Origin of the sequence: Burkholderia sp. AU44665, from assembly GCF_030504405.1 — a bacterium.
GTDB lineage: Bacteria > Pseudomonadota > Gammaproteobacteria > Burkholderiales > Burkholderiaceae > Burkholderia > Burkholderia semiarida.
Window position 1 is genome coordinate 1 of the sequence record NZ_JAUJRI010000008.1, and the last position, 26,194, is coordinate 26,194.

General features: G+C 68.5%; 20 protein-coding genes. 14 read left to right on the forward strand and 6 right to left on the reverse strand.

All coding sequences use genetic code 11. From position 1 onward, the window contains the following. The first annotated feature begins 567 nt into the window (after nucleotides 1-567). The 4 genes from QZM15_RS17980 to QZM15_RS17995 are packed head-to-tail and all read left to right on the forward strand — an operon-like array spanning nucleotide 568 to nucleotide 4,308. Nucleotides 568-1,149, forward strand: coding sequence for a hypothetical protein (locus QZM15_RS17980; RefSeq protein WP_302106934.1), 582 nt, complete (start codon nucleotides 568-570; stop codon nucleotides 1,147-1,149). Nucleotides 1,150-1,192: 43 nt separating this feature from the next. Next, the gene (locus tag QZM15_RS17985) at nucleotides 1,193-1,738 is read left to right on the forward strand and encodes a hypothetical protein (protein WP_302106935.1); all 546 of its coding nucleotides are present in this window, start codon (nucleotides 1,193-1,195) and stop codon (nucleotides 1,736-1,738) included. 13 nt (nucleotides 1,739-1,751) lie between these two features. After that, on the forward strand, nucleotides 1,752-3,017 hold the full coding sequence (locus QZM15_RS17990) for an MFS transporter (RefSeq protein ID WP_302106936.1): 1,266 nt from the start codon (nucleotides 1,752-1,754) through the stop codon (nucleotides 3,015-3,017). 37 nt (nucleotides 3,018-3,054) lie between these two features. Beyond that, on the forward strand, nucleotides 3,055-4,308 hold the full coding sequence (locus QZM15_RS17995; protein WP_302106937.1) for an arsenic transporter: 1,254 nt from the start codon (nucleotides 3,055-3,057) through the stop codon (nucleotides 4,306-4,308). 36 nt (nucleotides 4,309-4,344) lie between these two features. Here the strand turns inward: QZM15_RS17995 and QZM15_RS18000 are convergent, their stop codons facing one another. Next, nucleotides 4,345-6,450 carry a TonB-dependent siderophore receptor gene (locus QZM15_RS18000; protein WP_302106938.1) on the reverse strand — a complete coding sequence of 702 codons (2,106 nt, stop codon included), beginning with the start codon at nucleotides 6,448-6,450 and terminating at the stop codon, nucleotides 4,345-4,347. Between the two features lie 263 nt (nucleotides 6,451-6,713). Further along, on the reverse strand, nucleotides 6,714-7,415 hold the full coding sequence (locus QZM15_RS18005; protein WP_059637616.1) for a FadR/GntR family transcriptional regulator: 702 nt from the start codon (nucleotides 7,413-7,415) through the stop codon (nucleotides 6,714-6,716). 233 nt (nucleotides 7,416-7,648) lie between these two features. Between QZM15_RS18005 and QZM15_RS18010 the strand changes: the two genes are divergently transcribed. Genes QZM15_RS18010 through QZM15_RS18050 form a run of 9 tightly spaced genes read left to right on the forward strand, consistent with a single transcriptional unit; the run spans nucleotide 7,649 to nucleotide 17,254 of the window. Beyond that, a complete protein-coding gene (locus QZM15_RS18010; protein WP_302106939.1) occupies nucleotides 7,649-9,193 on the forward strand; it encodes a sugar ABC transporter ATP-binding protein in 1,545 nt (514 codons plus the stop codon). Continuing rightward, complete coding sequence (locus QZM15_RS18015) at nucleotides 9,186-10,217, forward strand: ABC transporter permease (protein WP_059577820.1); 1,032 nt, start codon at nucleotides 9,186-9,188, stop codon at nucleotides 10,215-10,217. The genes QZM15_RS18010 and QZM15_RS18015 overlap by 8 nt, the downstream gene beginning before the upstream one ends. Before the next feature lie 42 nt (nucleotides 10,218-10,259). Continuing rightward, nucleotides 10,260-11,210, forward strand: a complete 951-nt coding sequence (locus QZM15_RS18020; RefSeq protein ID WP_059577823.1) for an ABC transporter substrate-binding protein — start codon at nucleotides 10,260-10,262, stop codon at nucleotides 11,208-11,210. 36 nt (nucleotides 11,211-11,246) lie between these two features. Beyond that, entirely contained in the window at nucleotides 11,247-12,263 is a 1,017-nt protein-coding gene (locus QZM15_RS18025) for an aldo/keto reductase (protein WP_302106940.1), read from the forward strand. Next, complete coding sequence (locus QZM15_RS18030; RefSeq protein ID WP_302106941.1) at nucleotides 12,260-13,135, forward strand: amidohydrolase; 876 nt, start codon at nucleotides 12,260-12,262, stop codon at nucleotides 13,133-13,135. Before QZM15_RS18025 ends, QZM15_RS18030 begins: the two co-directional genes overlap by 4 nt. Before the next feature lie 22 nt (nucleotides 13,136-13,157). Next, nucleotides 13,158-14,168, forward strand: a complete 1,011-nt coding sequence (locus QZM15_RS18035) for a zinc-binding alcohol dehydrogenase family protein (RefSeq protein ID WP_302106942.1) — start codon at nucleotides 13,158-13,160, stop codon at nucleotides 14,166-14,168. A 31-nt stretch (nucleotides 14,169-14,199) separates the two neighbouring features. Then, a complete protein-coding gene (locus tag QZM15_RS18040) occupies nucleotides 14,200-15,381 on the forward strand; it encodes a mannitol dehydrogenase family protein (protein WP_302106943.1) in 1,182 nt (393 codons plus the stop codon). Then, a complete protein-coding gene (locus tag QZM15_RS18045) occupies nucleotides 15,378-16,901 on the forward strand; it encodes a UxaA family hydrolase (protein ID WP_302106944.1) in 1,524 nt (507 codons plus the stop codon). Before QZM15_RS18040 ends, QZM15_RS18045 begins: the two co-directional genes overlap by 4 nt. A gap of 56 nt (nucleotides 16,902-16,957) precedes the next feature. Continuing rightward, complete coding sequence (locus QZM15_RS18050; protein WP_226224269.1) at nucleotides 16,958-17,254, forward strand: hypothetical protein; 297 nt, start codon at nucleotides 16,958-16,960, stop codon at nucleotides 17,252-17,254. On the opposite strand, the gene QZM15_RS18055 is transcribed toward QZM15_RS18050, so the two are convergent. The 3 genes from QZM15_RS18055 to QZM15_RS18065 form a co-directional block, all read right to left on the reverse strand. Then, nucleotides 17,235-19,196, reverse strand: a complete 1,962-nt coding sequence (locus tag QZM15_RS18055; RefSeq protein ID WP_302106945.1) for a phosphatase PAP2 family protein — start codon at nucleotides 19,194-19,196, stop codon at nucleotides 17,235-17,237. The genes QZM15_RS18050 and QZM15_RS18055 overlap by 20 nt on opposite strands. 189 nt (nucleotides 19,197-19,385) lie before the next feature. After that, on the reverse strand, nucleotides 19,386-20,972 hold the full coding sequence (locus tag QZM15_RS18060; RefSeq protein ID WP_226224273.1) for a methyl-accepting chemotaxis protein: 1,587 nt from the start codon (nucleotides 20,970-20,972) through the stop codon (nucleotides 19,386-19,388). Between the two features lie 137 nt (nucleotides 20,973-21,109). Then, nucleotides 21,110-22,630 carry a GGDEF domain-containing protein gene (locus tag QZM15_RS18065; RefSeq protein ID WP_302106946.1) on the reverse strand — a complete coding sequence of 507 codons (1,521 nt, stop codon included), beginning with the start codon at nucleotides 22,628-22,630 and terminating at the stop codon, nucleotides 21,110-21,112. 328 nt (nucleotides 22,631-22,958) lie between these two features. Here QZM15_RS18065 and QZM15_RS18070 point away from each other — a divergent pair, with 328 nt between their 5' ends. Continuing rightward, nucleotides 22,959-24,776: a methyl-accepting chemotaxis protein gene (locus QZM15_RS18070; RefSeq protein ID WP_302106947.1), complete on the forward strand. Its 1,818-nt coding sequence runs from the start codon at nucleotides 22,959-22,961 to the stop codon at nucleotides 24,774-24,776. 99 nt (nucleotides 24,777-24,875) lie between these two features. Here the strand turns inward: QZM15_RS18070 and QZM15_RS18075 are convergent, their stop codons facing one another. Continuing rightward, on the reverse strand, nucleotides 24,876-26,192 hold the full coding sequence (locus QZM15_RS18075) for an MFS transporter (protein WP_226224279.1): 1,317 nt from the start codon (nucleotides 26,190-26,192) through the stop codon (nucleotides 24,876-24,878). Nucleotides 26,193-26,194 lie beyond the last annotated feature (2 nt).

Genomic DNA, 26,194 nt, shown 5'->3' on the forward strand with positions numbered 1-26,194 from the left:
CAGAAGGGCCGATCGCTGCGTCATGCTCCTCGCGAATACGTCGAGTATTCGCTTCGTCGCAATCCTCGCGCTCGGCCCTTCTGGGGGCCAGCGCAAGCCCGTTATTAGCGTGAACACGCCCTAGGCGTCGAGTCGCGCGGTTTCGACTGTCGGAATGGCCGACAGCCGGTGAAGCCACGTGTCGGAAAACCCGACACGTTGGGCGTACGTAGGCGCTCGGCGCACGGCCGCGCGGTGCGTCGCGGGTTGGCACGCGTATTGCGGATATCGATGCATCGCAACCCGTCGCCGGAACCCGTCATGAAGCCGTACCCGCCTGTCGTTCGATCGCGGCCGCGAGGCCGCGCCGCCGTTCGCCGGTCGTCTCGCATGCTCTGCGCCGTCGCGTTCGTTGCCGTCGCAACGGTCAGCGTGGCGCAGGTGCCGCCGGCGCCGCGCGCGCAAGACCCGGCCGGCGCCATGCTGCCTCCACCCCCACCCCCACCCCCACCCCCACCCCCACCCCCACCCCCACCCCCACCCCCACCTCCACCTCCACCTCCGCCTCCGTCCGGGCCGCGTGCGCTTTTGCCCGTCGGGCCCGGCAACGACACCGGATCGGATGCGCTGGTTTCCGGCACGCTGTCGCGCCTGACGATCAATCCGGAAGGGACCGTCGACGGCTTCGTGCTGACCGACGGCACGCTCGTCCGTCTGCCGCCGCATCTCGGTTCGCAACTGGCTGCGCTCGTGCGGTCGGGCGAGCGTGTCACGGTGGCCGGCGAACGGCGCTTCGACGATGAAATCCATGCACGCGTCGTCCGCAACGACGGCACCGGCGCGTCGCTGTCCGATCAGCCGCCCGCGCCCGTCGCGCCCGTGCCTGCCATGCTGCGCGGCGTCAACCTCGCGCGCCTGAGCGTGTCCGGCGTCGTGCGCCGCGTGACGCACGCGCCGCGCGGCGAGCCGGACGGCGTGATGCTCGACGGCGGCGCGATCGTCAAGCTGACCGTGCCGGCCGCCCGGCAATTCGGCGCGCTGCTCGCGCCCGGCGAGCGCGTGGCCGCGATCGGCTACGGCACGCGCAACGCATACGGCGAAGCGCTGCAGGCCACGGCGTTCGGCGCGCCGGGCCATGTCGTGAATCTCTATGACGATGTCGTGCGCTGAAACGCGCGGCGCCGTTCCGCAATCCATCGAAAGGAGTCCTGTCATGCACTGGATCGATCCCGCCTGCCTGCCCGAAACGCGCGGCCGCGTCACGCAGTTCCTGCTCGATCCGCACGGAGAAATCGACGGCCTGATCCTGAACGGCGACCTGCAGGTTCACGTGCCGCCGCATCTGGGCCGCGAACTGGTGCGCCATGTTGCGGTGGGCGACCGCATCCGCGTGCGGGGCGTCAAGCCGCGTCGCGCGGCGATGATCGCGGCCGTGCAACTGACCGGCCGTGGCGGCGTCGACATCGTCGACGCCGGGCCCGAGCACGCTGTCCCGAAGCCGCCGCGACCGGCTCGACGGCCGATGGAATTCAGCGGAGAAGTCGCGTTCGGGCTGTACGGCCCGAAAGGCGAGTTGAACGGCGCGTTGCTGACGAGCGGCGTCGCGTTGCGGGTGCCGCCGCATGCGGCGCAAGCATTGCACGACTACCTGCAGGCCGGCATCCATGTGCAGGCGTGGGGGCACGGCGTCGTCACGCCGCACGGCGCGACGCTCGACGTAAGCGACATTGCCGAGCTCGTCGATGCGGATGTCGCATGACGGTGCGGCGACCGTGAGACCGGCACGCGCGCTCGAGGCGCTCAACTTCTTCGTGGCCGACGTGCAGGCCGGCATCGGCCCGTTCATCGGCGTCATCCTGCTGTCGCGCGGCTGGGGCGCCGATGCGATCGGCTCGGTCATGACGCTGGCGGGGCTCGCCGCGATGGCCGCGACGCCGCTGGCCGGCGCGCTCGTCGACGCGGTGCGTGCGAAGCGGGCGCTGATCGTCGCGGCGACCGCGGCGACGGCACTCGCGTCGCTGGCGCTGATGTTCGTGCGCGGCTATCCGGCGGTGGCGGTGTCGCAGATCCTGGCGGCGGTCGGCGGCGCGGTGCTCGCGCCCGCGGTCGCGGGCGTGACGCTCGGCATCGTGCGTCGGCAGGGTTTCGACCGGCAGTTCGGGCGCAACCAGATGGCGAACCATGCCGGCAACGTCGCCGGCGCGGCGCTCGCGGGGTGGCTCGGCTGGCATGTCGGATTCGACGCGGTGTTCGCGCTCGTCGGCGTGTTCACGGTCCTTGCGGTTGCGAGCACGTTGGCGATACCCGGGCAGGCGATCGATCATGCTTGCGCACGTGGTCTCGAGCCTGATGGCCTCGCACCGGGAACGGATGCTGCGCATCCGCATGCGTTGGACGCGGCGTCGACGTCGCGCGTCGGCGGCCTGCCCACGCTCGCCGAAAACCGGCCGCTGGTACTGCTCGGCGCGTCGCTCGCGCTGTTTCATCTCGGCAATGCCGCGATGCTGCCGCTCTACGGGATGGGCGTCGTCGTCACGCATCGCAGCAACGCGAGCGCGTTCACCGCGCAGACCATCGTCATCGCGCAGTGCGTGATGATCGCGGCGGCCTGGCTCGCGCCGCGGCTGATTCGCGCGCACGGCTACTGGCGCGTGCTGCTGTTCTCGTACCTCGTGCTGCCGGTGCGCGGGGCGGTCGCCGCGGCGTGGATGAGCGAAGCGGGTGTATGGCCGGTGCAGATGCTCGACGGCATCGGCGCCGGCCTGCAAAGCGTGGTCGTGCCCGCGCTCGTCGTTCGCCTGCTGCATGGCTCCGGCCGCGTGAACGCCGGGCAGGGCGCCGTCGCGACCGCGCAGGGGATCGGCGCGGCGCTCAGCCCCGTGCTCGGCGGCGTGCTCGCGCAGCACTTCGGCTATCCGGCCGCGTTCGTCGTACTGGGCGCCGTGTCGACGGGCTCGCTCGCGCTGTGGCTCGGTCATGCGCGATCGCTGAGCGGCGCGTGCGGCAAGCCCGCCGATCTATCGGCGACATCATCGTGAAAGCGATTTCGATTTCCATGCCTGTGTCGACTTGCCCATGAATCCTGTTTCGCTTGCCTGGCTGATTTCCGCGCTCGCCACCGCGGGCGTCATCACGCGTCCGTTCGGTTGGCCCGAGGCCACGTGGGCCGTGAGCGGCGCGCTGCTGCTGGTCGTGTTGAACCTGTTGCCCGTCGCGCAGGCGCTGGACGCCGTCGCGAAAGGGGGCGACGTCTACCTGTTCCTGACGGGCATGATGCTGTTGTCCGAGGCGGCCCGTCGCGAAGGGCTGTTCGACTGGGTCGCGACGCGCGTCGTCAATCTCGCGCAGGGCTCGCCGCGGCGATTGTTCGCGCTGATCTACGGGGTCGGTGTCGTCACCACCGTGTTCCTGTCGAACGATGCGACCGCCGTCGTGCTGACGCCCGCGGTCCTTGCCGCCGCCCGCCGCGCGAAGGCCGACCCGATGCCGCTGCTGTACAGCTGCGCGCTCGTCGCCAATGCCGCGAGTTTCGTTTTGCCGATTTCGAATCCGGCGAACCTGGTGCTGTACGGCGCGCACATGCCGGCGCTCGGCGTATGGCTCGCGCATTTCGCGGCGCCGTCCGTCGCGTCGATCGCCGGTACGTTCGTGATGCTGAGGATCGTGCAGCGACGGGCGCTTGCCGGCCACTGCGAATCCGGGCTGCCGGTGCAGCCGCTGACGGGCGGCGGGCGCATCGCGCTCGCGGGCATCGCGGCAACGGCCGTCGCGCTGATGGCGGTGTCGGTCCTCGATCGCCCGCTCGGGTTGCCGACCGCGCTGGCGGGTGTCGTCACGGTCGCATGCGTGGTGATGCGGGATCGCGCGGCGTGCGTGCCGATCGTTCGCGCGATTTCATGGAGCGTGCTGCCGCTCGTCGCGGGGTTGTTCGTCGTCGTCGAGACGCTCGACCGGACCGGCGCGGTGCGCGTACTGGCGGGGCTGCTGCACGCGTTGATGCAAAGCGGAGAGCACATTGCCGCCGCCGCGGCCGGCGTCGCGGTCGCGCTCGTGTCGAACGGGGTCAACAACCTGCCTGCCGGGCTGATCGCGAGCTCGACGATCCAGGCCGCGCACAGCCCGCAAACGGTGATCGATGCGATTCTGATCGGCGTGGATCTCGGCCCGAACCTGTCGATCACCGGATCGCTCGCGACGATCCTGTGGCTGGCGGCGATCCGGCGCGAAGGGTTGCAGGTCGGTTTCCGCGCATTTCTCGCGATCGGCGCGTGCGTGATGCCGCCTGCGTTGCTGCTCGCGCTGGGCGCGCGATTCGTGGTCGGCGGCTGACGCGCGATGCGCGTCGCGTCAGCCGTCCTGGTCGTGCTAGAACGAGTAGGCGAGCGACGCGAACAGGCTGCGCGGCGCGCCCGGCGTGACCCACAGGCTGTTGTACGAGCTGACGTACGTGGTGCGATTGAACAGGTTGTTCAGCACGACCGACGCACGCAGGTGCTTGTTGACCTGAAGATAGCCGTTGAGCTGCACGGTCGCGTAGGCCGGCAGTTCGAAGCCGTCCTGCGTGTTGGCCGTGTTGCCGGCCCGGCGCCCGACGTAGATCACGCCGGCGCCGGCGCCGGCCTTGTCCGCGAACGGCAGGGTCGTCTCGTACATCAGCAGTGCGCTGCCGCTCAGCCGCGGTACGTCGACGAGGCGTGAACCGGGCGCCAGCACGGAGTCGCGCGTGACCTCGGCGTCGACGTACGCGAAGTTCGCGATGCCGCGCAGGCCGTGGCCGAGGTCGCCGCTCCATTCGAATTCGATGCCGCGGCTGCGCACTTCGCCGGCCGCGCGCGAGAAGCCGGCATTCGCCGGATCGGCGGTGAGCACGTTGCGCTTGGTCACGTAGAACGCCGAGACGGTCGTGAGCGAGCGCGCGCCGGCCCATTTCGCGCCGGCTTCGTAGCCGTGGCCCTTTTCGGGATCGAACGCGTTGCCGCCGACGTCGGCGCCGTTGTTCGGCCGGAACGAATACGCGGTGTTCGCATACAGCGACAACGCGGGGCTCATTTCATACACGACGCCGAGACGCGGGCTCACCGCGGTCTGCAACTGGCTCGTCGTCACGCCCTTCAGGCGGTTGTCGATCGACTGGTGGAAGCGATCCCAGCGCAGCCCGGCCAGGATTTTCCAGTGCGGCCCGAACGCGAGCGTGTCCTGCGCGTAGACGCCTTGACCGTCGTCGCGTTCGAGCAGGTTGGTCGCGGTGCGCGGCGTCGGCGCGGGCTGGCCGTAGACCGGATCGAAGATGTCGATCGCATACGGCGCCGCGGCGCTCGGCGTGGAGCGCGTGACGAACTGATCGTAGTTGAAGCGGTACGCATCGACGCCCATCACGAGCGTATGGCCGATGCCGCCCGTGCGGAACGCGCCGGTCGTCTCGAGGCGGCCTTGCAGGTCGTTCGAATGAAACGCGACTTGCCGGTAGCGGCGCCACAGCGTGCGGCCGTCCGGCTGCAATGCGAACGCTTCGGACGAGCGTCCCGACAGGTCGGTGTTGCGTTGCGCGACGCCCGCGTTGATCGACCAGCCTGAATCGATGCGATGCTCGAGCGTGAACTGGTGGCCCGTGTTGCGCACGTCATAGTCGCCGTCGCGCGGCTCGCCGAGAAAACGCGACGCGGGGATCACGCCGAGCTGCCCGTTGACCGCCAGCACGCCGCGATCGAGCGGCGCGCGCTGACGCGCACTCTCGAATTCGTAGTGCAGTGTTGTGTCCGCGCCGATGTCCCAGGTGAACGACGGCGAGAACAGGTAGCGTTTGCTCGACACCGTGTCGCGAAAGCTGCCGTTGTTCTCGTTCATCGCGACGAAGCGGTATGCGAGCGATTTCGTGACGGGGCCGGTCGAATCGAGCGTCTGGCGCAATGCGCCGTAGCTGCCGGCCGACACGCCGAGGGTGTTCGCGCGGGTGAACTGCGGCTGCTTCGTCGTATAGCTGATGATCCCGCCCGGATCGCCGCGGCCATACAGCGCGGACGCCGGCCCCTTGAGCACTTCCATGCGCTCGAGGTTGACGGTGTCGCGCGGCACGCTCATGCCGCGATTCCACGAAAAGCCGTTGACCAGGTAGTCGGTGCCGGACGTGTTGCCGTCGCCGGCGAAGCCGCGCACCGCGTAGTTGTCCCACAGGCCGCCGAAGTTGTTCTGGCGCGAGACGCCCGCGACCCAGTCGTAAAGATCGTCGCCGCGCGTCGCGGCCACGGTCTGGATCAGCTTCGTATCGACGCTGCTGACCGCGAACGGAATCTCCATCACGTCCGCCTCGCTGCGCGTCGCGCTCGTCGATTCGCGCGTGCGGAACGGCGCCGTCGCGCGTTGCGCGGACACCTCGATGGTCGGCAGCGCCGTTTCCTGCGCGTCGGCGGCGCCCATGCCGGCCGTGCCGACGACGATGGCCATCGGTGCGGCCGCCCAGTTCCTCCTGCTCATACCCCTCCTCTTTGTGTCGTTCGCGTTCGGGCACGGCGGGCGGCCTTGCGCCGACATCTGTGTTCCAAACAGTACATTCGCGCGGCAATTTAATGCAAATGAGAGGCATTTGCAATCGTAATTTTGAGATGGGGTGATGTGCACCGCCACGGACGGCGCGACGGCAGTCGTGGCGCGTGCGGAAACGCGATTTCCAGCGCGTCGAGGCGGGGAGTCGGTGGGTTGGGGTGTGCGACGACACGCGTGCCGGCGCACGCGCGCGGCTAATCCGGCTCGGCTTTCAGCCCGCCCTCGATCCACCGCGCTTCGGACGCGCGAAGATGCGCGCGAATGGCCGTCTGGGCCGCGATCGGATCGCCGGCCTGCAGCGCGAGCAGCACGTCCTCGTGCTCACGCACGGCGGCGGTCCACGTCTGCGGATTTTCCGCGTGGCCGCGCATGGCGGCCGCGATCGGGTCGTGGCGGCTGTCGAACAGCTCGCCGACGAAGCGGGTGAGCACCGAATTGCCGGCGGCTTCCGCGATCAGCATGTGGAATTGCCGGTCGGCCTCGACGGGCGATTTGCCGGCCTCCGCGAGCCGCTTCATGCGCTGAACCGTGCGACGCAGGCGTTCGAGCATCGCGGCCGTCATCCGTGCGGCGGCCAGCGCTGCCACGCTGCCTTCGACGGCCGCGCGGGCCTGCATCAATTCCGACGGACTGTCGCCGAGCGTGGCCATCGGGCCGACGGCGTCGGCCGCCGTGTCGCGGACATAGACGCCGGAGCCCATCCGGATTTCGATCTGGCCGCCGATTTCCAGCGCGATCAGCGCCTCGCGAAGCGACGGGCGCGATACGCCGAGCGTCAACGCCAGCTCGCGCTCCGGCGGCAGCCGCTCGCCGATCGCGAATTCGCCCTGGCGAATCAACGCGACGATCTGGGCCGCGACCGATTGGTAAAGCCGCTTGGGTTCTGTCGATTTCATCCGATCGATTGAGGTCAATGCGCTCTCGGCACAAGCGCGTGTCGCGGAGTCTATCACGCCTGCCTCATCGCCCCATGCAGCGGCTCATTCAGCCGGGTGTCCGGGTTTTTACCATTGGTAAGATCAGATTGAGATAGATAAATTGGCTTGACCAAAACGGGTTTGATTGCTGTAATTCATCCAAATTGGACTGACCAGGCGAAGCCGAGGTCGATCCGCCTCAAGGAGACGCAATGGCAATGCCTCGCAATCTGCCCGGTCAGGCCGCACAGGACGAAGCGGACCGGGAGATCCTGCGCCTGGAAGGGATTCGCAAGCGCTTCCCGGGCGTCGTCGCGCTCGACGGCATTCGCCTCGATCTGCGCCGCGGCGAGGTGCATGCGGTGTGCGGCGAAAACGGCGCAGGCAAATCCACGCTGATGAAGATCATCAGCGGCCAGTACCTGCCTGACGAGGGCGTCGTTCACTATCGCGGCGCGCCGGTGCAGTTTCGTTCGGCCTCCGAAGCGCAGGCGGCCGGCATCGCGATCATTCACCAGGAGCTCAATCTCGTCCCGCACCTGAGCGTCGCGGAGAACCTGTTCCTCGCACGCGAGCCGCGGCGCGGGCCGTTCGTCGACACGAAACGCATGAATGCGGATGCGGCGCGCTGCATCGCGCGAATCGGCCTGAACGTCGCGCCGACCACGAAGGTCGGCGTGCTGTCCATCGCGCAGCAGCAGATGGTCGAGATCGCGAAGGCGCTGTCGCTCGATGCGCGCGTGCTGATCATGGACGAACCCACGTCGTCGTTGACGGAAGCGGAAACGGTGCAGCTCTTTCGCATCATCGAGGAACTGCGCGCCGACGGCGTGGCGATTCTGTATATCTCGCACCGGCTCGACGAAATGGCGCAGATCGTCGATCGCGTGACGGTGCTGCGCGACGGGCGCCACATCTCGACGGACGATTTCGCCGACGTCAGCATCGACGACATCGTCGCGCGCATGGTCGGACGCACGCTCGACGACGCGTATCCGTCGCGGCAGTCGGCGCCGACGGACGACGTGCTGCTCGACGTGCGGGACCTGCGCCGCGACGGCGTGTTCGGGCCGGTGTCGTTCGCGCTGCGCCGCGGCGAGATCCTGGGTTTCGCGGGATTGATGGGTGCCGGACGCACCGAGATCGCCCGCGCGATCTTCGGCGCGGATCGCCCGGACGGCGGCACGATCGCGCTGCACGGCCGGCCCGTGACGATCCGCTCGCCGCGCGAGGCGATCCGGCACGGCATCGCGTATCTGTCGGAGGACCGCAAGAAGGAGGGGCTCGCGCTGCCGATGCCCGTCGCGGCCAACCTCACGCTCGCGAACGTGCGCGGCATCGCGTCACGCTTCGGATTCCTGTGCTTCGACGACGAGCTCGACGTGGCGCGCCGCTACGTGCAGGACCTCGCGATTCGCACGCCGTCCGTGCACCAGCGCGTGCGCAACCTGTCCGGCGGCAACCAGCAGAAGGTCGTCATCGGCAAATGGCTGTACCGCGGCTCGAAGATCCTGTTCTTCGACGAGCCGACGCGCGGCATCGACGTCGGCGCGAAATTCGCGATCTACGGGCTGATGGACCGGCTCGCCGCCGACGGCGTCGGCGTCGTGCTGATCAGCTCGGAATTGCCCGAACTGCTCGGCATGACCGACCGGATCGCCGTCTTTCACGAAGGTCGAATGACCGCATTGCTCGACACGAAACACACCAGTCAGGAGGAGATCATGCACTACGCGTCGGGGCGTTCCCATGCTTGAAATGACATCCGATCGAAGCCAGGCCGACGAGCGGGCGGCGCGACAGCGGCGGCGCGACCTGATCCAGAAGTTCGCGGCGCTCGGCAGCCTCGTCGTGCTCGTGTTCGCGTTCTCGATATCGAGCGCGGCGTTCTTCTCGGTCGACAACCTGATGACCGTCGGCCTGCAGGTCACGTCCATCGCCTATCTGGGCGTGGCCGCCACCTGCGTGATCATCACGGGCGGCATCGACCTGTCGGTCGGCTCGGTGCTCGCGCTGGCCGGCGTGTGCGCGGCGCTGCTCGTCAAGGCCGGCGTGCCGGTGCCTGCCGCGATGGCGGCCGGCATCCTGGTCGGTGCGCTATGCGGGCTCGTCAACGGCATCTGCGTGACGCGCATGGGCCTGCCGCCGTTCATCGCGACGCTCGGCATGATGCTCGTCGCGCGCGGCATCGCGCTCCAGATCACGGGCGCGCGGCCCGTCTCGGATCTCGGCGACGCGTTCGGCGCGCTCGGCAACGGCGCGCTGCTGCGGATCTCGCGCATCGGCGCGGACGGCTTCCCCGACACGACGTTTCCCGGCATCCCGTATCCGGTCGTGATCATGGTCGTGCTGTTCGTCGTGGTGTCCGTGCTGCTGTCGAGAACGTCGCTCGGCCGTCATATCTACGCGGTCGGATCGAACGCGGAAGCCGCGCGGCTGTCGGGCGTGAACGTGCAGGGCGTGAAGCTGTTCACCTACGTGCTGTCCGGCGCGCTCGCGGGCGTGACCGGCTGCGTGTTGATGTCGCGGCTCGTCACCGGGCAGCCGAACGAGGGCGTGATGTACGAACTCGACGCCATCGCCAGCTCGGTCATCGGCGGCACGTCGCTGATGGGCGGCGTCGGCACGATTTCGGGCACGGCGATCGGCGCGTTCGTGATCGGCGTGCTGCGCAACGGCCTGAACATGAACGGCGTGTCGAGCTTCATCCAGCAGATCATCATCGGCGTCGTGATCCTGGGCACGGTGTGGATCGACCAGTTGCGCAATCGCCGGCCCTGACCGGCGGCAAGCAGTCCCTACCAACGAGAAGCGGAGCGAGACATGAACAAATCCATCCTGCTGGCGGCATCGGCGTGCGTGTTCGCGGCGGCGTGCAACAGCGGCGCGTATGCGGCGGGCGGCGAGATCGCCGTGATCGTCAAGACGGTCAATTCGAACTACTGGCAAAACGTGCAGAAAGGCGCGAAGGCGGCGCTCGACGGCGCCAAGGGCTACACGATGACGTTCCAGGGGCCGGCGGCCGAGTCCGACATCAGCGGGCAGGTCAACATGGTCGACAACGCGGTCACGCGTCATGTGGCGGGCATCGTGCTCGCGCCGTCCGATCCCGATGCGCTCGTGCCCGCGATCAAGAAGGCCTGGGAAGCGCACATTCCCGTCGTGCTGATCGACTCGGCCATCTCGGATGCCGGCAAGCCGTACTACCAGGCGTTCCTGTCGACCGACAACGAGAAGGCCGGCGCGTTGTGCGCGAAAGCGCTGATCGATCGCGTCGGGCAGTCCGGCAAGATCGCGATCATGTCGTACGTGCCGGGCGCGGGGTCCGAGGTCAGCCGCGTCGGCGGGTTCCGCAAGTACATCGAGAGCCATTCGAAGCTGCAGATCGTCGGCCCGTACTACTCGCAATCGCAAATGGCGACCGCGCTGAACCAGACGACCGACGTGCTGTCGGCGAACCCCGACCTGAAGGGCATCTTCGGCGCGAACGAGCCGACCGCGGTCGGCATGGGCCGCGCGCTGAAGCAGTCGGGCAAGGCGGGCAAGGTCGTGGCGATCGGCTTCGACGGCAACGAGGACCTGCAGGGCTTCGTGCGCGACGGCACCGTGCAGGCGATCGCCGTGCAGGGTTCGTGGCAGATGGGGAACCAGGGCGTGCGCACGGCGCTCGACGTGATCGAGCGCAAGCCCGCGCCGAAGCTGATCGATACCGGCGTCGTGATGGTCGACAAGCAGAACCTCGATTCGCAGGCGGCGAAGAATGTCCTGTACTGATCGCCCGTGCCGCTTTCCCGCATCGAGTTGCCGCTCATGAACGCGAACGATACGCGCACCTTGCCCCGCAGCGGGTTGACGGTGTCCGCGCTCGGTCTCGGCTGCTCGCAGCTCGGCGGCCTGTATCGGCCGATGTCGGCGGCCGACGCGGCCGCGCTCGTCGACGCCGCGTGGGCGGCCGGCCTGCGCTATTTCGACACCGCGCCGTATTACGGCTACACGCTGTCCGAGCGGCGCGTGGGCGCGGGGCTCGCCCCGCGCGCGCGCGGCGCCTTCACGCTCAGCACGAAGGTCGGGCGGCTGATGCGCGCCGACCCGAGCGTGCGGCCGGGCGACGACGGCTGGGCCGAGCCGCTGCCGTTTCGGCCCGTCTACGACTACAGCTACGACGGCATCCTGCGCTCGTACGAGGACAGCCGGCAACGGCTCGGGCTCGCGCGGATCGACATGCTGTACGTGCACGACATCGGTGCGATGACGCATGGCGATCGTCATGCGCACTACTGGGAACAGTTGACCCGCGGCGGCGGGTTTCGCGCGCTGGAGGCGCTGCGCTCGGGCGGCGAGATCGGCGCGTTCGGTCTTGGCGTGAACGAGTGGGAAGTCGCGGCCGACGCGCTGAACGAAGCGGCGCTCGACGCCGTGCTGCTGGCCGGCCGCTACACGCTGCTCGAACAGACGGCGCTCGAACCGCTGCTCGACGCGTGCGCCCGTGACGGGACGGCGATCGTGATCGGCGGCGTGTTCAATTCCGGCGTGCTCGCCGGCAACGGCAAGTTCAACTATGCGGACGCGAGCGCCGACGTGATCGACAAGGCGACGCGCCTGGGCGCGCTGTGCAGGCGCTTCGACGTGCCGCTTCCCGCCGCCGCCTTGCAGTTTCCGTTCGGCCATCCGGCCGTCGTGTCGTGCGTGATCGGCGCGCGCAGCGTGGCCCAGTTGAAGCAGAACATCGAATGGCTCGAGCGCCCCGCGCCGACCGAACTGTGGGCTGCGTTGCGCGACGAAGGCTTGATCGACGCGCGCGCGCCGGTTCCGGGAGCACGTGCATGACCGTGCGCATCGATGCCCATCAGCACTACTGGCGAATCGGCGCGCGGGCCGGCTGCTGGCCGCCGGCCGAGCTCGACGCGATTCACCGGGATTTCGGCCCCGCCGATCTGGCGCCGCTGCTCGACGCCGCGCGTATCGACACCACCGTGCTCGTGCAATCGCTGCCGAGCGAAGCCGACACGCGCTTTCTGCTCGATCTCGCGGCCGACACCCCGACGGTCGGCGCCGTGGTCGGCTGGGTCGACCTGAAGGCCGACGACGCAGCGGCGCGGATCGCGGCATTTGCGGCCGCGCCGAAGGCGCGCGGCTTGCGCCCGATGCTGCAGGATCTGCCCGACGACGCATGGATCGACGATTCGCGGCTGGATTGCGCGGTCGCCGCGATGCTCGAGCACGCGCTGCGTTTCGATGCGCTGGTGATGCCGCGCCATCTCGATGCGCTGCACGCGTTCGCGCGACGCCATCCCGATCTGCCGATCGTGATCGATCACGGTGCGAAGCCGTTCATCGAGCGCGGCGAATTGCAGCCGTGGCTGTCGGCGATGCGCCGGCTCGCGAGCCTGCCGAATCTTCATTGCAAGCTGTCCGGCCTCTGGACGGAGGCCGGGCCGTCTGCCGGCCCGGACCTGGTGCGGGCGCGCACGCGGCCGTATGTCCACGCACTGGCCGACCTGTTCGGGCCGACGCGCCTGATGTGGGGCAGCGACTGGCCGGTGCTGCGGCTGGCGTCGGCGTGCGGCGGCTACGGCGACTGGCTGGCCGCGTGCGAGGACGATTGCGCGCGGTGGCTCGGCGCCGCGGCGCTGGACGGCCTCTTCGGCGGCAATGCATGCCGCTTCTACCGGATCGACACCGCACGCCACGACGAATGAACCCGAACGAAAGGAACCCGACATGCTCAGCGTGATTTGCGAATCCCCCGGCGTGCTGCGCGTGCAGCAGCGCGAACTGCCCGTGCGCGGCAGCGGCGAAGTGCTGTTGCGCGTGCAACGGGTCGGCATCTGCGGCACCGACCTGCACATCTTCACCGGCAACCAGCCTTACCTCGAATATCCGCGCGTGATGGGTCACGAGCTTTCCGCGGTCGTCGTCGAGGCGGAACCGGCGTCGGGGCTCGGCGCCGGCGACGCGGTGTATGTGATGCCGTATCTGTCGTGCGGACACTGCGTCGCATGCCGTCACGGCAACACGAACTGCTGCGTGAACATCAAGGTGCTCGGCGTGCATCGCGACGGTGCGCTGGCCGAATACCTGAGCGTACCCGCGCAGTTCGTGCACAAGGCCGACGGCATTTCGCTCGATCAGGCGGCGATGCTGGAATTCCTCGCGATCGGCGCGCATGCGGTGCGCCGCGCGGACATTCGCGCCGGGCAGCGGGCGCTGGTCGTCGGCGCCGGACCGATCGGCATGGCCGCGATGATCTTCGCGAAACTGCGCGGCGCCGACGTCACGTGCCTCGACACGCGGGCGGATCGACTGGCGTTCTGCCGGCAGCATCTGGCCGTCGACGCGACGGTGGAGGTGGGCGCGGACGATACGGCGCGTCTCGCGGAATTGACGAACGGCGAGTATTTCGATGCGGTGTTCGACGCGACGGGCAACCTCGATGCGATGAATCGCGGCTTCGAGTTCGTCGCGCACGGCGGCAAATACACGTTGATCTCGATCGTGCGCGGGCACGTCGCGTTTTCGGATCCCGAATTCCACAAGCGGGAGACCACGCTGCTCGCGAGCCGCAATGCGACGGCCGAGGATTTCGCGACGGTGCTCGATGCGATGCGTGCCGGGTGCATTCCCGACCGCGCGCTGAACACGCACCGGATGCGGCTCGAGGACGTGCCGGACGCGCTTCCGCGGCTGCTGGAAGCGGGGCAGACCGTCGTGAAGGCGCTCGTCGAATGCTGAGCGATCGAATCGGGCACGCGGAGCGCACGCGATGACGCCGCCGATCCTGCAGTTCGGCACGAGCCGATTCCTGCTGGCACACGTCGACCTGTTCGTCTCCCAGGCGCTGGACGACGGCCACGCGATGGGCGGCATCGGCATCGTGCAGACGACGGGCAATCCGGCCAGCCGCGCGAGAATCGACGCGCTGCGCGCCACCGGTCGCTATCCGGTGCGGATTCGCGGGCGCGAGCACGGCGGTGTCGTCGACGAAATCGTCGAGTGCCACGCCGTGCATCGCGCGTGGGATGCCGAGCGCGACTGGGCGGAAATACGCGGCGCAGCGATCGAGACGGTGCGCGTGATCGTGTCGAATACCGGCGACGCAGGCTATCGTGCCGATCCGCGCGACGCCGCGGACCTGCTGGCCCGGCCGGAGCACGCGCCGCGAGGTTTTCCGGCGAAGCTGCTGGCGCTGCTGCATGCGCGCTGGCAGGCGCGGCCCGATGATGGCGTCTCCATCCTGCCGTGCGAACTCGTGACGAACAACGGCGACACGCTGCGCGACATCGTAATGGGCCTCGCGCGCGCGTGGCGGCTGCCCGGCGCGTTCGCCGACTATCTGTGCAACCGCTGCGTGTGGGTCAACTCGCTCGTCGACCGCATCGTGTCCGAGCCGCTTCATCCGGTCGGCGCGGTCGCGGAGCCGTACGCGCTGTGGGCGATCGAACGGCGTGCCGGCATGGCGCTGCCGTGCCGGCACGCGCAGATCGTCGTCACCGACGATTTGTGCAGCCACGAGCGCCTGAAGCTGTTCTTCCTCAATCTCGGGCACAGCTGGCTCGCGCAGCAGTGGCTCGAGGCGGGGCGCGACGCGTCGGAGACGGTACTGGACGCGATGAACGATGCGCGGCTACGCGACGGTCTCGAGGCCGTGTGGCGCGATGAAGTCGCGCCGGTATTCGTGGCGCTGGGCATGCGCGAAACGGCCGAACGCTACGTCGACAGCGTGCGCGAGCGTTTTCTCAATCCGTTTCTCGCCCATCGCATCGCCGATATCGCCGTCAACCATCGCGAGAAGGTGGCGCGGCGGATCGAGCCGTTGCTCGCGCTCGCGGATTCGCTGGCGCTGTCGGCCGGACAACCGCGCTTGCGGCAACTCGTCGCCCGCCATGAACCGGCGGCCGGCGCTCCGGCGGCCGGCATCGCAACGTCAGGGAGAGATGCATCGTGAAGCAACCGGCAATCGTGATTCTTCACGGCGACGACAACGTCGCCGTCGCGCTCGACGCGCTGGCGCCGGACGTGCCGATCGACGTGCGCGGCGCACCGTTGCGGCTGGCGGACGCGGTGCCGGCCGGCCACAAGGTCGCCACCGCGCCGATCGCGCGCGGCGACGCGATCGTCAAATGCGGGCAGCCGATCGGCATCGCGCTGCGCGACATCGCCGCCGGCGAGCACGTGCACGTGCACAACGTCGGGATGCCCGAGCGGCATGCGCACGATGACGGGCCCGCCGGCGACGCGCACAACGTTCCCGCGGATCGCCGCGACACCTTCGACGGATTCGTGCGGCCCGACGGCAGCGTGGGTACCCGCAACTACGTCGGCGTGATCGCGAGCGTCAACTGTTCGGCGAGCGTCTGTCATGCGATCGCCGATGCATACCGGCACGGCGCGCTCGATGCATTCGGCCATGTCGACGGCGTCGTCGCGATCACCCATCAGAGCGGCTGCGGCATGTCGGCGACCGGGGACGGCATCGAGCTGCTGCGGCGCACGCTCGTCGGCTACGCGCGCAACCCGAATTTCGCCGGCGTGCTGCTCGTCGGCCTCGGCTGCGAGGTCAACCAGGTCGGGGCGCTCGCGCAACGGCTCGACGCGGCGGCGCCCGGCACGGTGCGCACGCTGGTGATCCAGGACGAGGGCGGCGTGCGCGACACCGTCGCTCGCGGCGTGTCGATCGTGCGGGAGTTGGTGGAGGCGGCCGACGGCGCGCGGCGCAGCACCGTGCCGGCATCGCGGCTGACCGTCGGCCTGCAATGCGGCGGCTCCGACGGTTACTCGGGCATCACCGCGAATCCGGCGCTCGGCGCGGCCGTCGACCTGCTGGTTCGCAACGGCGGCACCGCGATTCTGTCGGAGACGCCCGAGATCTACGGCGCCGAGCATTTGCTGATCGCGCGGGCGGCGTCGCGCGACGTGGCCGAGCGTCTGCTCGGCAGGTTGCAATGGTGGGAGCGCTACGTCGCCGACAACGGCGGCGAAATGAACAACAACCCGTCGCCCGGCAATCTCGCCGGCGGCATCACGACGATTCTCGAGAAGTCGCTCGGCGCGGTGTCGAAGGGCGGCCGCTCGCCGCTTCGCGCCGTCTACGATTATGCGGAGCCGGTGCGGCAAGCGGGGCTCGTGTTCATGGATACGCCCGGTTACGACCCGGTGTCGGCCACCGGGCAGATCGCCGGCGGCGCGAATCTCGTGTGCTTCACGACGGGCCGCGGTTCGGTGTTCGGCTCGAAGCCGGTGCCGACGATCAAGATCGCGACGACGAGCGGCCTGTTCGAGCGAATGCAATCGGACATGGATTTCGACAGCGGCGGGATCGTCGCCGGTTCGCTCACGGTCGACGAAGCGGGCGCGCGGCTGTTCCGGCTGATGCTCGACGTCGCGTCCGGACGACGATCGCGCAGCGAGGACAACGGCATCGGCGAACGCGAGTTCGTGCCGTGGCTGCGCGGCGCGGTCATGTGACGCTAGAGTCGGTGTGCGGCCTTGCGCGCAATCGGACAGCGAAGGAGAAATCCGCGATGGAAACCAGCATGAGCGAGCCGGCGATCGGAGAAACCGGCCACGACGGCTCGCTGTCGGAACTGGAGAAGGGCTTGCTCGACGAGGCGCTGCGCTTGCTCGCCGAGACCCGCGCGCGTGCGCTGGAGCTCTGCGTCGAGGTGAGCCGGCGGCAGGGTGGCGCCGCGCCGGACGTCCATGATTTCAACCTGCCCACGATCATCGAACTGCAACGGCGCTTCGGTAGCCAGTCTCGCCCGTGGGCGGCGCCGTTGCAGGATCGATCTTCCGTGCCGGTCAGGCGGCCGACAACGTGATCGACACGCCCGCCGCGGTGTAGACCGGCGTGGCCTTGAACCCGTCGACCGTCACCGTCGCGAACTTCGCGGCGGCCGCCGCGCCGTCGATCAGCGCGATGGTGTCGCCGGCCTTCGGCGCGTAGCCGTTCACGAATTTCACGTGCAGCGTGCCGCCCGCGATGGTGAGCGGCCCGCCCACGCGCAGACGTCCGCCGCCGTTGCCGTCGATGTCGAGTTCGAGCGTCGTGTTGTCGAGCTGCGTGTAGCGGGTCGCGACCGTCACCGGCGCGGCGGCCGCGATCCGCACGCTGCCGCCCGGGCCGACGTACACGTCGCCCTTGCCGAATGCCGTCGCCGACGCGGCCGCCAGCGTACCGCCGCTCACCTGCGTGCCGCCCGTGTAGCCGTTGTTGCCCGCCAGCGTCAGCGTGCCGCTGCCCTGCAGCGTCAGTTTGCCTGCGCCTGAAACGTCGTTGCGCCATACGTCGGCGGCATTGAGCCCGCCCTGCGACGCATCCATCGATACGATCACGTTGCCGTTGAACGCGCCGTAGCCGTCGGCGGCCGCGAACAGGTTCAGGCGGCCCCAGCCTTCCGCGTCGTCCATCACCGGATAGCCGGACGGCAGCTCGGTGGTCTTCAGCACGACGCGCCGCTGGTCGGGGCTCAGGTACGGGAAGCGCGTCTGCAGCAGGATCTCCGCGCCCTTCGGCACGACCGGCGGCGCGTTCGTCGATTCGATCGCACCGAAGCCGAACGTCATGCGGCGCAGGAACGCGGCCTTGTTCGCCGCGTAGTCGGCGAAGCGGTCGGTGGCCGTCGTGCCCGAGTGCGCGAATGCGGAGAACGTCGTGGCGCTCGTTCCCGTCAGTTGTTGCAGCGTCTGATGGGCTTGCGTGTAGGCAGCCTGCGCGTCGCTGGCGTACGCGGTCAGGTTGGCCGCGCTGACGGCCAGCGCGAGCATGCGCCCGCCGATCACGTCGAGTGGCGAATGCATGCCGGCGAGGATCCGGTTCTCGCCGAGCTCGAGGCCGCGGCTGATCATCTCCTGGAAGCGTTCCGGCACGAGCCACGCCATCGTCGTCGCATCGCGCATCGCTTCGGCCGTGTGGCCGCTGATGAAGCCGCCGTCGGTCGCGGGCGTCGCGCTTTCGGCCGGCACGAGCGTCGGCGCGACGACCACGCTCGTGCTCCAGCGGTACGGGCGCGCGTATTTGAAGAAGCGCTTGGACGGTTCGGTCGACGCGTTGTTGCCCATTTCGTTAAGCAGATCGACGACCTTCCCGAAGCTGGCGTTACCGCTGCTGCTGCCGACGCCGACGTTGTTGCCGGCGTCGTTGTACAGCACGGTCGTCGCATCGGCGGGCACGGTGGTGATGCTGGTCGTCTGCTGGGCGGCGGTGCGCCACGCGGCGGTCAGCGGGCCCATGCCGTCGGTCACGCTGTATCCCTTGCCGCGCCGGTCGTCGTAGTACGCGGCGTCGGCCTGTCGCGGCGTACGGGCGGTCGTCGCGTTGATCACGTACTGCACGTTGGCCGACAGCACCGCGTCGTTCAGGATCGTGCCGCACGGCATGCCGCTGTTCGGCAGCCCGGAGCAGGGCGATGGCGAGATGGTGGGGAACGCGCCGTTCGCCGGCGCGCTCACGCCCGCGTCGACCAGCATCGTCGCCGGTTGCCAGAGATCGAGGAAGCGGCCCAGCACGCGCACCGCGGCGTTGGTCGACAGCGTCGCGTAGCGCGCGTCGCCGCGCTGGTTGGTCGCGACGTTGTCGACGAAAGCCGGCGCGCTCGGGATCGGCGCGCTGTCGACGAAGCCGGGGTCGGCGGGCGGCGCCGGAACGGCCGCGGCGATCGTGCCGGTCGACGCGACGTCGTCGCCGCCGCCGCAGGCAGCCAGTACGATCGCACTCGACAATGCCGCGACGTGCAGCGGGAAACGGCTTCGTGACGCAAACATGCAAGACTCCATCCTGATGGTAAAGATGGAGGATTGTGGTGAGCGATCGTTACGCGGTCGTTACGGAATTGTTTCGCGCCGTACGCAGCGGGCGGAAATTCCCACTATTTGGTTAATTTCCGGTGCTGAACATGACGGACGCGAGAATCCATGCGTCGTCCGTCACCGATACGGGTGGCAGGCGCCGGCCTACGCGTTCGCCGTGCGCGTCTCCAGCCGGAACAGCGAGACGGCCTCGGCAAGCCGGAGTCCCTGTTCCTCGAGCGACTTCGACGCGGCGGCCGCCTGCTCGACGAGCGCCGCATTCTGCTGCGTGACCTCGTCCATTTGCGTAATGGCCAGATTGACCTGCTCGATGCCGCGGCTCTGCTCGCTCGACGCCGCGGCGATCTCGCCCATGATGTCGGTCACGCGCGAGATCGCGTGCGTGACCTGGCTCATCGTCTCGCCCGCGTTGTTCGCGATCTGCGAGCCGTCCTGGATTTTCCGGACCGATTGCGAGATCAGCTCGCGAATTTCCTTCGCGGCGCTCGACGAACGCTGCGCAAGACTTCTGACTTCGCTGGCCACCACCGCGAAGCCGCGGCCCTGTTCGCCGGCGCGCGCGGCTTCGACGGCCGCGTTGAGCGCGAGAATGTTGGTCTGGAACGCGATCCCTTCGATGATCCCGGTAATCTCGGCGATCTTGGCGGAACTCGCGCTGATGTCCGTCATCGTGTCGACCATCAGGCCGACGGCCGAGCTGCCGCGCTGCGCGACCTCCGATGCGTTGTCGGCCAGGCCGCTCGCCTGCTGCGCGTTGTCGGCGTTCAGGCGCACGGTGGACGTCAGTTGCTCCATGCTCGACGCGGTTTCCTGCAGCGACGCGGCCTGCTGTTCCGTGCGGGACGAAAGATCCTGGTTGCCGGACGCGATTTCGCCGGCCCCCGTCGCGACGTTGCCCGAGGCGGTACGGACTTCCGAGATCAGCCGGATCAGGTTCGCCTGCATGTCGCGCATGGAGGCCAGCACGCTGCCGGCCGGCGCGGCGCCGGTCGCGGATTCGGCGCCGAGATCGCCGGCGGCGATATGGCGGGCGATATCGCTGAGCGCGGCAGGCTCCGTGCCCAGCGCGCGCAGCAGGCCGCGGGTGATGAAGAGGCCCGAGATCGCGGCCGCGGCTGCGGCGGCGATGCAGATCGCGATCAGCATCAGTCTTCGCGACGTGTAACGGTCATCCGATTCCTTCACCCGTTGGGCGGCCATCGTGCGCGAGAACGTCGCATACGCATCGGTGGCCGCGACGAGCCGGGCCAGCAACGGTCGGCACTGTTCGTTGATCATCGTGATCGCCTGATCGCGCCGGTTGTTCGCCGCCGCTTCGACGATGGCGCGCGCCACGGGGCCGTACTGCGCCTCGATCGCCCCGATTTGCCGAACCAGTTCGCGGGCCTTGTCGGTCGCGCCGCTGCCGACGCGGACCGTATTCGTCAGTTCACCCAGCAGCGCGCCGACTTCGCGGTCGGCCTGCAGTGCGGCTTCCTTCTCGACGTCCGCATCGCGTGGCCCGGACGCCAGGACCTGGTTGCGGGCGGCAATCGCGCGCCGGTCGACCGCGGCGAGAACCTTGTCCGCCAGGGTCGCGCGGGCGTTGATGCCGTTGACATAGTCGTCGAATGCCGCGTTCGCGTTGCCGAGCGACACGATGCCGACGAGCGAGACGAGCACGACCGTGCACGTAAGAAGTCCGAAAGCCATGATCAGCTTCATGCGAACCGTTAACCGTCGATCATTCATAGGAAGAATCCAGGGGTGTTATTAAATAGATTTCCTGATTATCGGAACCCTGGATGAACAGTTTAGGAACGCTGCGCGCGGCAATCGTTTGCGAGTGACTCGCCGTCAAAAAAATTTCAGACGGCGCCCGGCGTGCGTCACGCCGAGCGGGTGAACGGCTCCGGTTCCGCACGACACACGCGGTTTCTGCCTTCGCGCTTCGCGCGATAGAGCGCCATGTCCGCCTGATGCGACAGCGCGTGCACGGTTGCGGGGCGTGCGCGATGGCCGGTCGCGCAGCCGATGCTGACGGTAAAGGGCGGCACGGTTTTGGTGAACCCGTCGAGCGCGTTGCCTTCGACTTCGCGGCGAATCGCCTCCGCGACCTGCGCCGCGCCGGTTTCGTCCGTATCGGGCAACACCGCGACGAACTCCTCGCCGCCGTAGCGCGCGGCGAGGTCGCCGCGCCGCCGCGTATGCGCGCGGATGCATTCGGCGAGAAAGCGCAGCGCGGTGTCGCCCACCGCGTGGCCGTGCCGGTCGTTGTACTGCTTGAAGTGATCGGCGTCGATGAACAGCAGCGACAGGCTGCCGTCGCCGCCCCGTTGCAGCCGCTCCCATTCGTCGGCCAGCGCGGTATCGAGCGCGCGGCGATTGTGCAGGCCCGTGAGCGGGTCGGTTCGAGTGAGCTCGGTCAGCAGCGTCTGCTTGCGAAGGTTGTCGCGCAACGCGAACGCTAGCAGCCAGACCACGGCGCAGAACAGCGTGCTGATCACGATGGCCGACACGCCGACCGTCCACGACAGACGACGGATGCCGGCCAGCACGTCGCTTTCGGCCGGCGCGACGACCGCGATCAGCGGCGTGCCCGGTATCCGCTGGTACGTATACAAGCGCACGACGCCGTCGATGCTCGAACGGGCGGGATAGAAGCCCGATTCGCTGTTCACCATCCGCTTGAACGATTTCGAGCGACGCAGGAGATTCATCTGGCCGTCGTTCAATGACGGGTTTCTCGCGAGGATCGTGCCGTCCGCGCGCACGATCGCGCTGACCCCGTTCGGGCCGACGTCGAGCCGGGACAGGAGCTGCTCGAAGTAAGCGAGATCGATGGCGACGACCACGATCCCGTTGAACGCATGATCGGGCCGCTCGATGCGCCGCGACAGCGCGATCGACTCCTTGCCGCCGCGCGAGCGTGCCCGATAAGGCTGGGACACGTAGAGCCCGACGTTGTCCGCGTCGCGATGGACCTTGAAGTAGTCGCGATCGCTGAAGTCCCAGCGATGGGTCGTGCCGCAGCATCCGTCGATCAACTGGCCGCGCCGGTCGGTCACGCCCATGCCGGTGAGGTACTGGGCCGCGGTGCGCTCGAACAGCAGGTCGTGCCGCAACCCGGTGTCCATGCGCTGTACGGCCTGCTTGCCCAGGTCGGCAGCCAGCGCGACCAGCGCGTTGTTCGACGTTTCGACCGTCCGCGCGATCTGGCTCGCGAGCACGGCCGCGACGTTGCGCGACGTCTCGTGCGCATGCTCGATGACTTCGATGCGCGCGGCCCACAGCGTCGCCGCGCTGATCCCGAGCGCCGCGAGCGACATCAGCGTGCCCAGTGCGCCGACGACGAGCGGGTGGCGTCCGGCCCAGTCGGCGATTTTCTCGATCGAAGTGAAGGCGGGCATGCTCGCGCTCATAGGGGAAGCCGGCTGCCGGGGCGTCGGCGCGGGTCAAATCCGGGTTAACGGCATGGTTAACCGAAAATCGAGGCCCGCGGGCGACCCCGTCGGCGCGCGCGATCCGCCCACTGCGACGCAAACGTGTGCGACCGAAGCGGCTGGCCGCATCGCACGCATCGTATCGGCTGCCGGCCGCGAATTTGTCCTTATGGTCGGCCTCCGCGCCGGCCATTCGGCACGACTCAATTTTCTGCCGTCGGTGCCGTTAAGTGAATAAGGGTCGGCTCGTTCATCGATCCAGTTCAATCACGCGGCAACGGAGACCGAAGTCATCATGCTGTCATCAATTCGCGCACGGATACTGGCGACGTGTGTCGCCATCGTCGTGACGGCGCTGGCCGTAACAGGAGGGCTCGTTTATTACGTCGTCAAGACCCACAACGACGAGGCCATCGACCAGAATCACAAGTCCATCCTGGCCGGCCACGCGCTGGCGATCGACGAATGGGTGGCGAGCCGGTCGCGCGAAACCCAGGCGCTCGCGGATACGATCGCGATCGGCGAAGGCGACCCGGTGCCGGCGTTGAAGCTGCTCGGCAAGTCGGGCGGCTTCGAGGTGCTGACGCTCGGCCTGCCCGACAAGACGGCGTTCTCGAACGTGCCGCTCGCGCCCGGCTACGACCCGACCGCGCGGCCCTGGTACAAGCAGGCCGTCGGCGCGGGCCATCTGGTCGTGACGGCGCTCTACCGCGATGCGACGAGCGGCAAGCCGGCCGTCGCGTTCGCGGTGCCGGTGGTGCGCGACGGCGTGGTGAAGGGCGTGCTGGCAGCCAGCCTGTTCATGGAAAACGTGAGCTCGATCGTGACCTCCGTTCACCCGACGCCGGCGAGCTTCGCATTTCTGGTGGACAAGGGCGCTCGCGTGATCGCGTCGGCCACGACCGACCTGATCATGAAGCCCGCCACCGGTCTGTCGCCGGAACTCAATGCCGATCGCCTCGGCGCGCTGCAGACGGCGTCCGCGCCCGTCGCGGTGGACATCGACGGCGCCGCCAAGCTGATGCGTGCGCGGCCGATCGCCGGCACCGACTGGTCGCTGGTGCTCGCGCTCGACAAGGGCGACGTGACGGCCGGCATGCGCGCGGTCGCGACGACCACGCTGCTGGCGATCGTGATCGTCGCCGTCATCGCGGCCGCGCTCGTCGGCGCGATGACGAACGCGGCCTTCAAGCGCATCCTGATGGTGCGCGACGCGCTCACGGACGTATCGAGCGGCAGCGGCGACCTGACGAAACGGCTGCCGGCCGACGGCGCGGACGAAGCCGCGCAGATCGCGCACGCGTTCAACGCGTTCGCCGAGAAGATCAGTGCGATCCTGCTGCAGATCCGTGCGTTCAGCGCGTCGGTCAATCTCGCGAGCGCCGAGATCGCCCAGGGCAACCAGGATCTGTCGGCCCGCACCGAACACGCGGCGTCGAGCCTGCAGGAAACGGCCGCCGCGCTCGAGGAGATCGCCGGCACGGCCCGCAACTCGGCCGATGCGGCGAGCCAGGTGAACCGTCTGGCGGAATCGGCGTCGGATGTCGCGCTGCGGGGCGGCACGGTCGTGCGCGAAGTCGTCTCGACGATGAACGACATCACGCAGGCGTCGGCAGAGATCGCCAACATCGTCGGCGTGATCGACGGCATCGCGTTCCAGACCAACATCCTCGCGTTGAACGCCGCCGTCGAGGCGGCGCGCGCGAACGAGCACGGCCGCGGCTTCGCGGTCGTCGCCGGGGAAGTGCGTGCGCTCGCGCAGCGCAGCGCGCAGGCCGCGCGGGAAATCAAGCAGCTGATCCACTCGTCGGTCGAGAAGATCGAAGGCGGCTCCGGGCTCGTCCAGACAGCCGGTGCGACGATGGACGAAATCGTCGACGGCGTGCGCAACATCACGAGCGTGATCGCCGAGATCAGCGTCGCCGCGAAGGAGCAGAGCACGGGGCTCGAGCAGGTGAATCAGGCGGTGTCGCAGCTCGACGACACGACGCAGCAGAACGCGGCGCTCGTCGAGCAATCGGCGGCCGCGGCGACGTCGCTGCGCGAGCAGGCGGCCCGGCTCGCGCAGACGGTCGGCGAGTTCAAGCTGGCGGAGCGCGCCGTGCCGGCGTGACGGTCCGGTTGGCTGGGCCGCAGGGCGTCGGCTTCGTGCGACGCCCTGTCGGAATATCGCGGCGGCGCAAAACCGGTCCGTTCAGGCGAGCACCGCTTCTCACGCAGGTGAAGCCGAACGCCGCGCGGCCCCGCCTTTGCGATACAGCGACAGGGTCGCGAACAGCCCACAGCATGCGGCGAAGCTGAGCCAGTATCCGGGCGCGGCCTTGTCGCCGGTCACCTCGATCAGATAGGTCGACACCGCGGGTGTGAAGCCGCCAAAGACCGCGGTCGCGAGGCTGAATGCAAGCGAGAAACCGGCCACGCGGACGCTGGCGGGCATGATTTCGGTCAGCGCCGCGACCATGGCGCCGTTGTACATGCCGAAGAAGAAGGAGAGCCACAACAGCACGGCGAGCATGCGGCCGAAGCTGGGCGCGGATGACAGCCAGGCAAGCGCGGGATACGACGTCACGATGGCCGCGACCGCGATGGCCACGAGAATCGGCTTGCGTCCGATGCGGTCCGACAGCGCACCGCCCACGGGCAGCCAGAAGAAATTCGACACGCCCACGCACAGCGTGACGATCAGGCTGTCCGCCGTGGACAGTTTCAGCACGGCCCGGCCGAACGTCGGCGTGTAGACCGTGATGAGGTAGAACGTCGTCGTGGTCATCGCGACGAGCAGCATGCCGGCAAACACCGTGCGCCAATTCCGCAGCATCGTCGCGAATACCTCGCGTGCACGCGGATGATGGGTGCGCGCCTTGAATTCGTCCGTTTCCTGCAGCGTTCGGCGAAGCAGGAAAATGACCGGCACGATCGCGCAACCGATGAAGAACGGGATGCGCCAGCCCCACGCACCGATTTCCTGGCTCGTCAGCAGATGATTCAGCAGATAGCCCAGGGCCGCCGCGATGACGATCGCCACCTGCTGGCTTGCCGATTGCCAGCTCGTATAGAAGCCCTTGTGCCCCGGCGTGGCCATTTCCGCGAGATAGACCGACACGCCGCCCAGCTCGGCCCCGGCGGAGAAGCCCTGCAGCAGGCGTCCCAGCAACACCAGCGCCGGGGCGGCGAGCCCGATCGTCGCGTACCCCGGCACGCACGCGATCAGGATCGTGCCGCTCGCCATGATCGAGAGCGTCACGATCAGCCCTTTGCGTCTTCCCACTTCGTCGATGTAGGCGCCGAGCACGATCGCGCCGAGCGGGCGCATCAGGAAACCGGCGCCGAAGACGGCGAACGTCAGCAACAGCGACGCGAACTCGCTTGCCGCCGGAAAGAAGACTCGCGAGATGCTGGTCGCATAGAAGCCGAACAGGAAAAAATCGAATTGCTCGAGAAAATTGCCGCTGGTCACGCGCAGGACCGCGCCGAGCTTCGACGTGCCTGCGGCCGCGCCATCCGGCGCGATCGACGGTGAGGGATGCATGG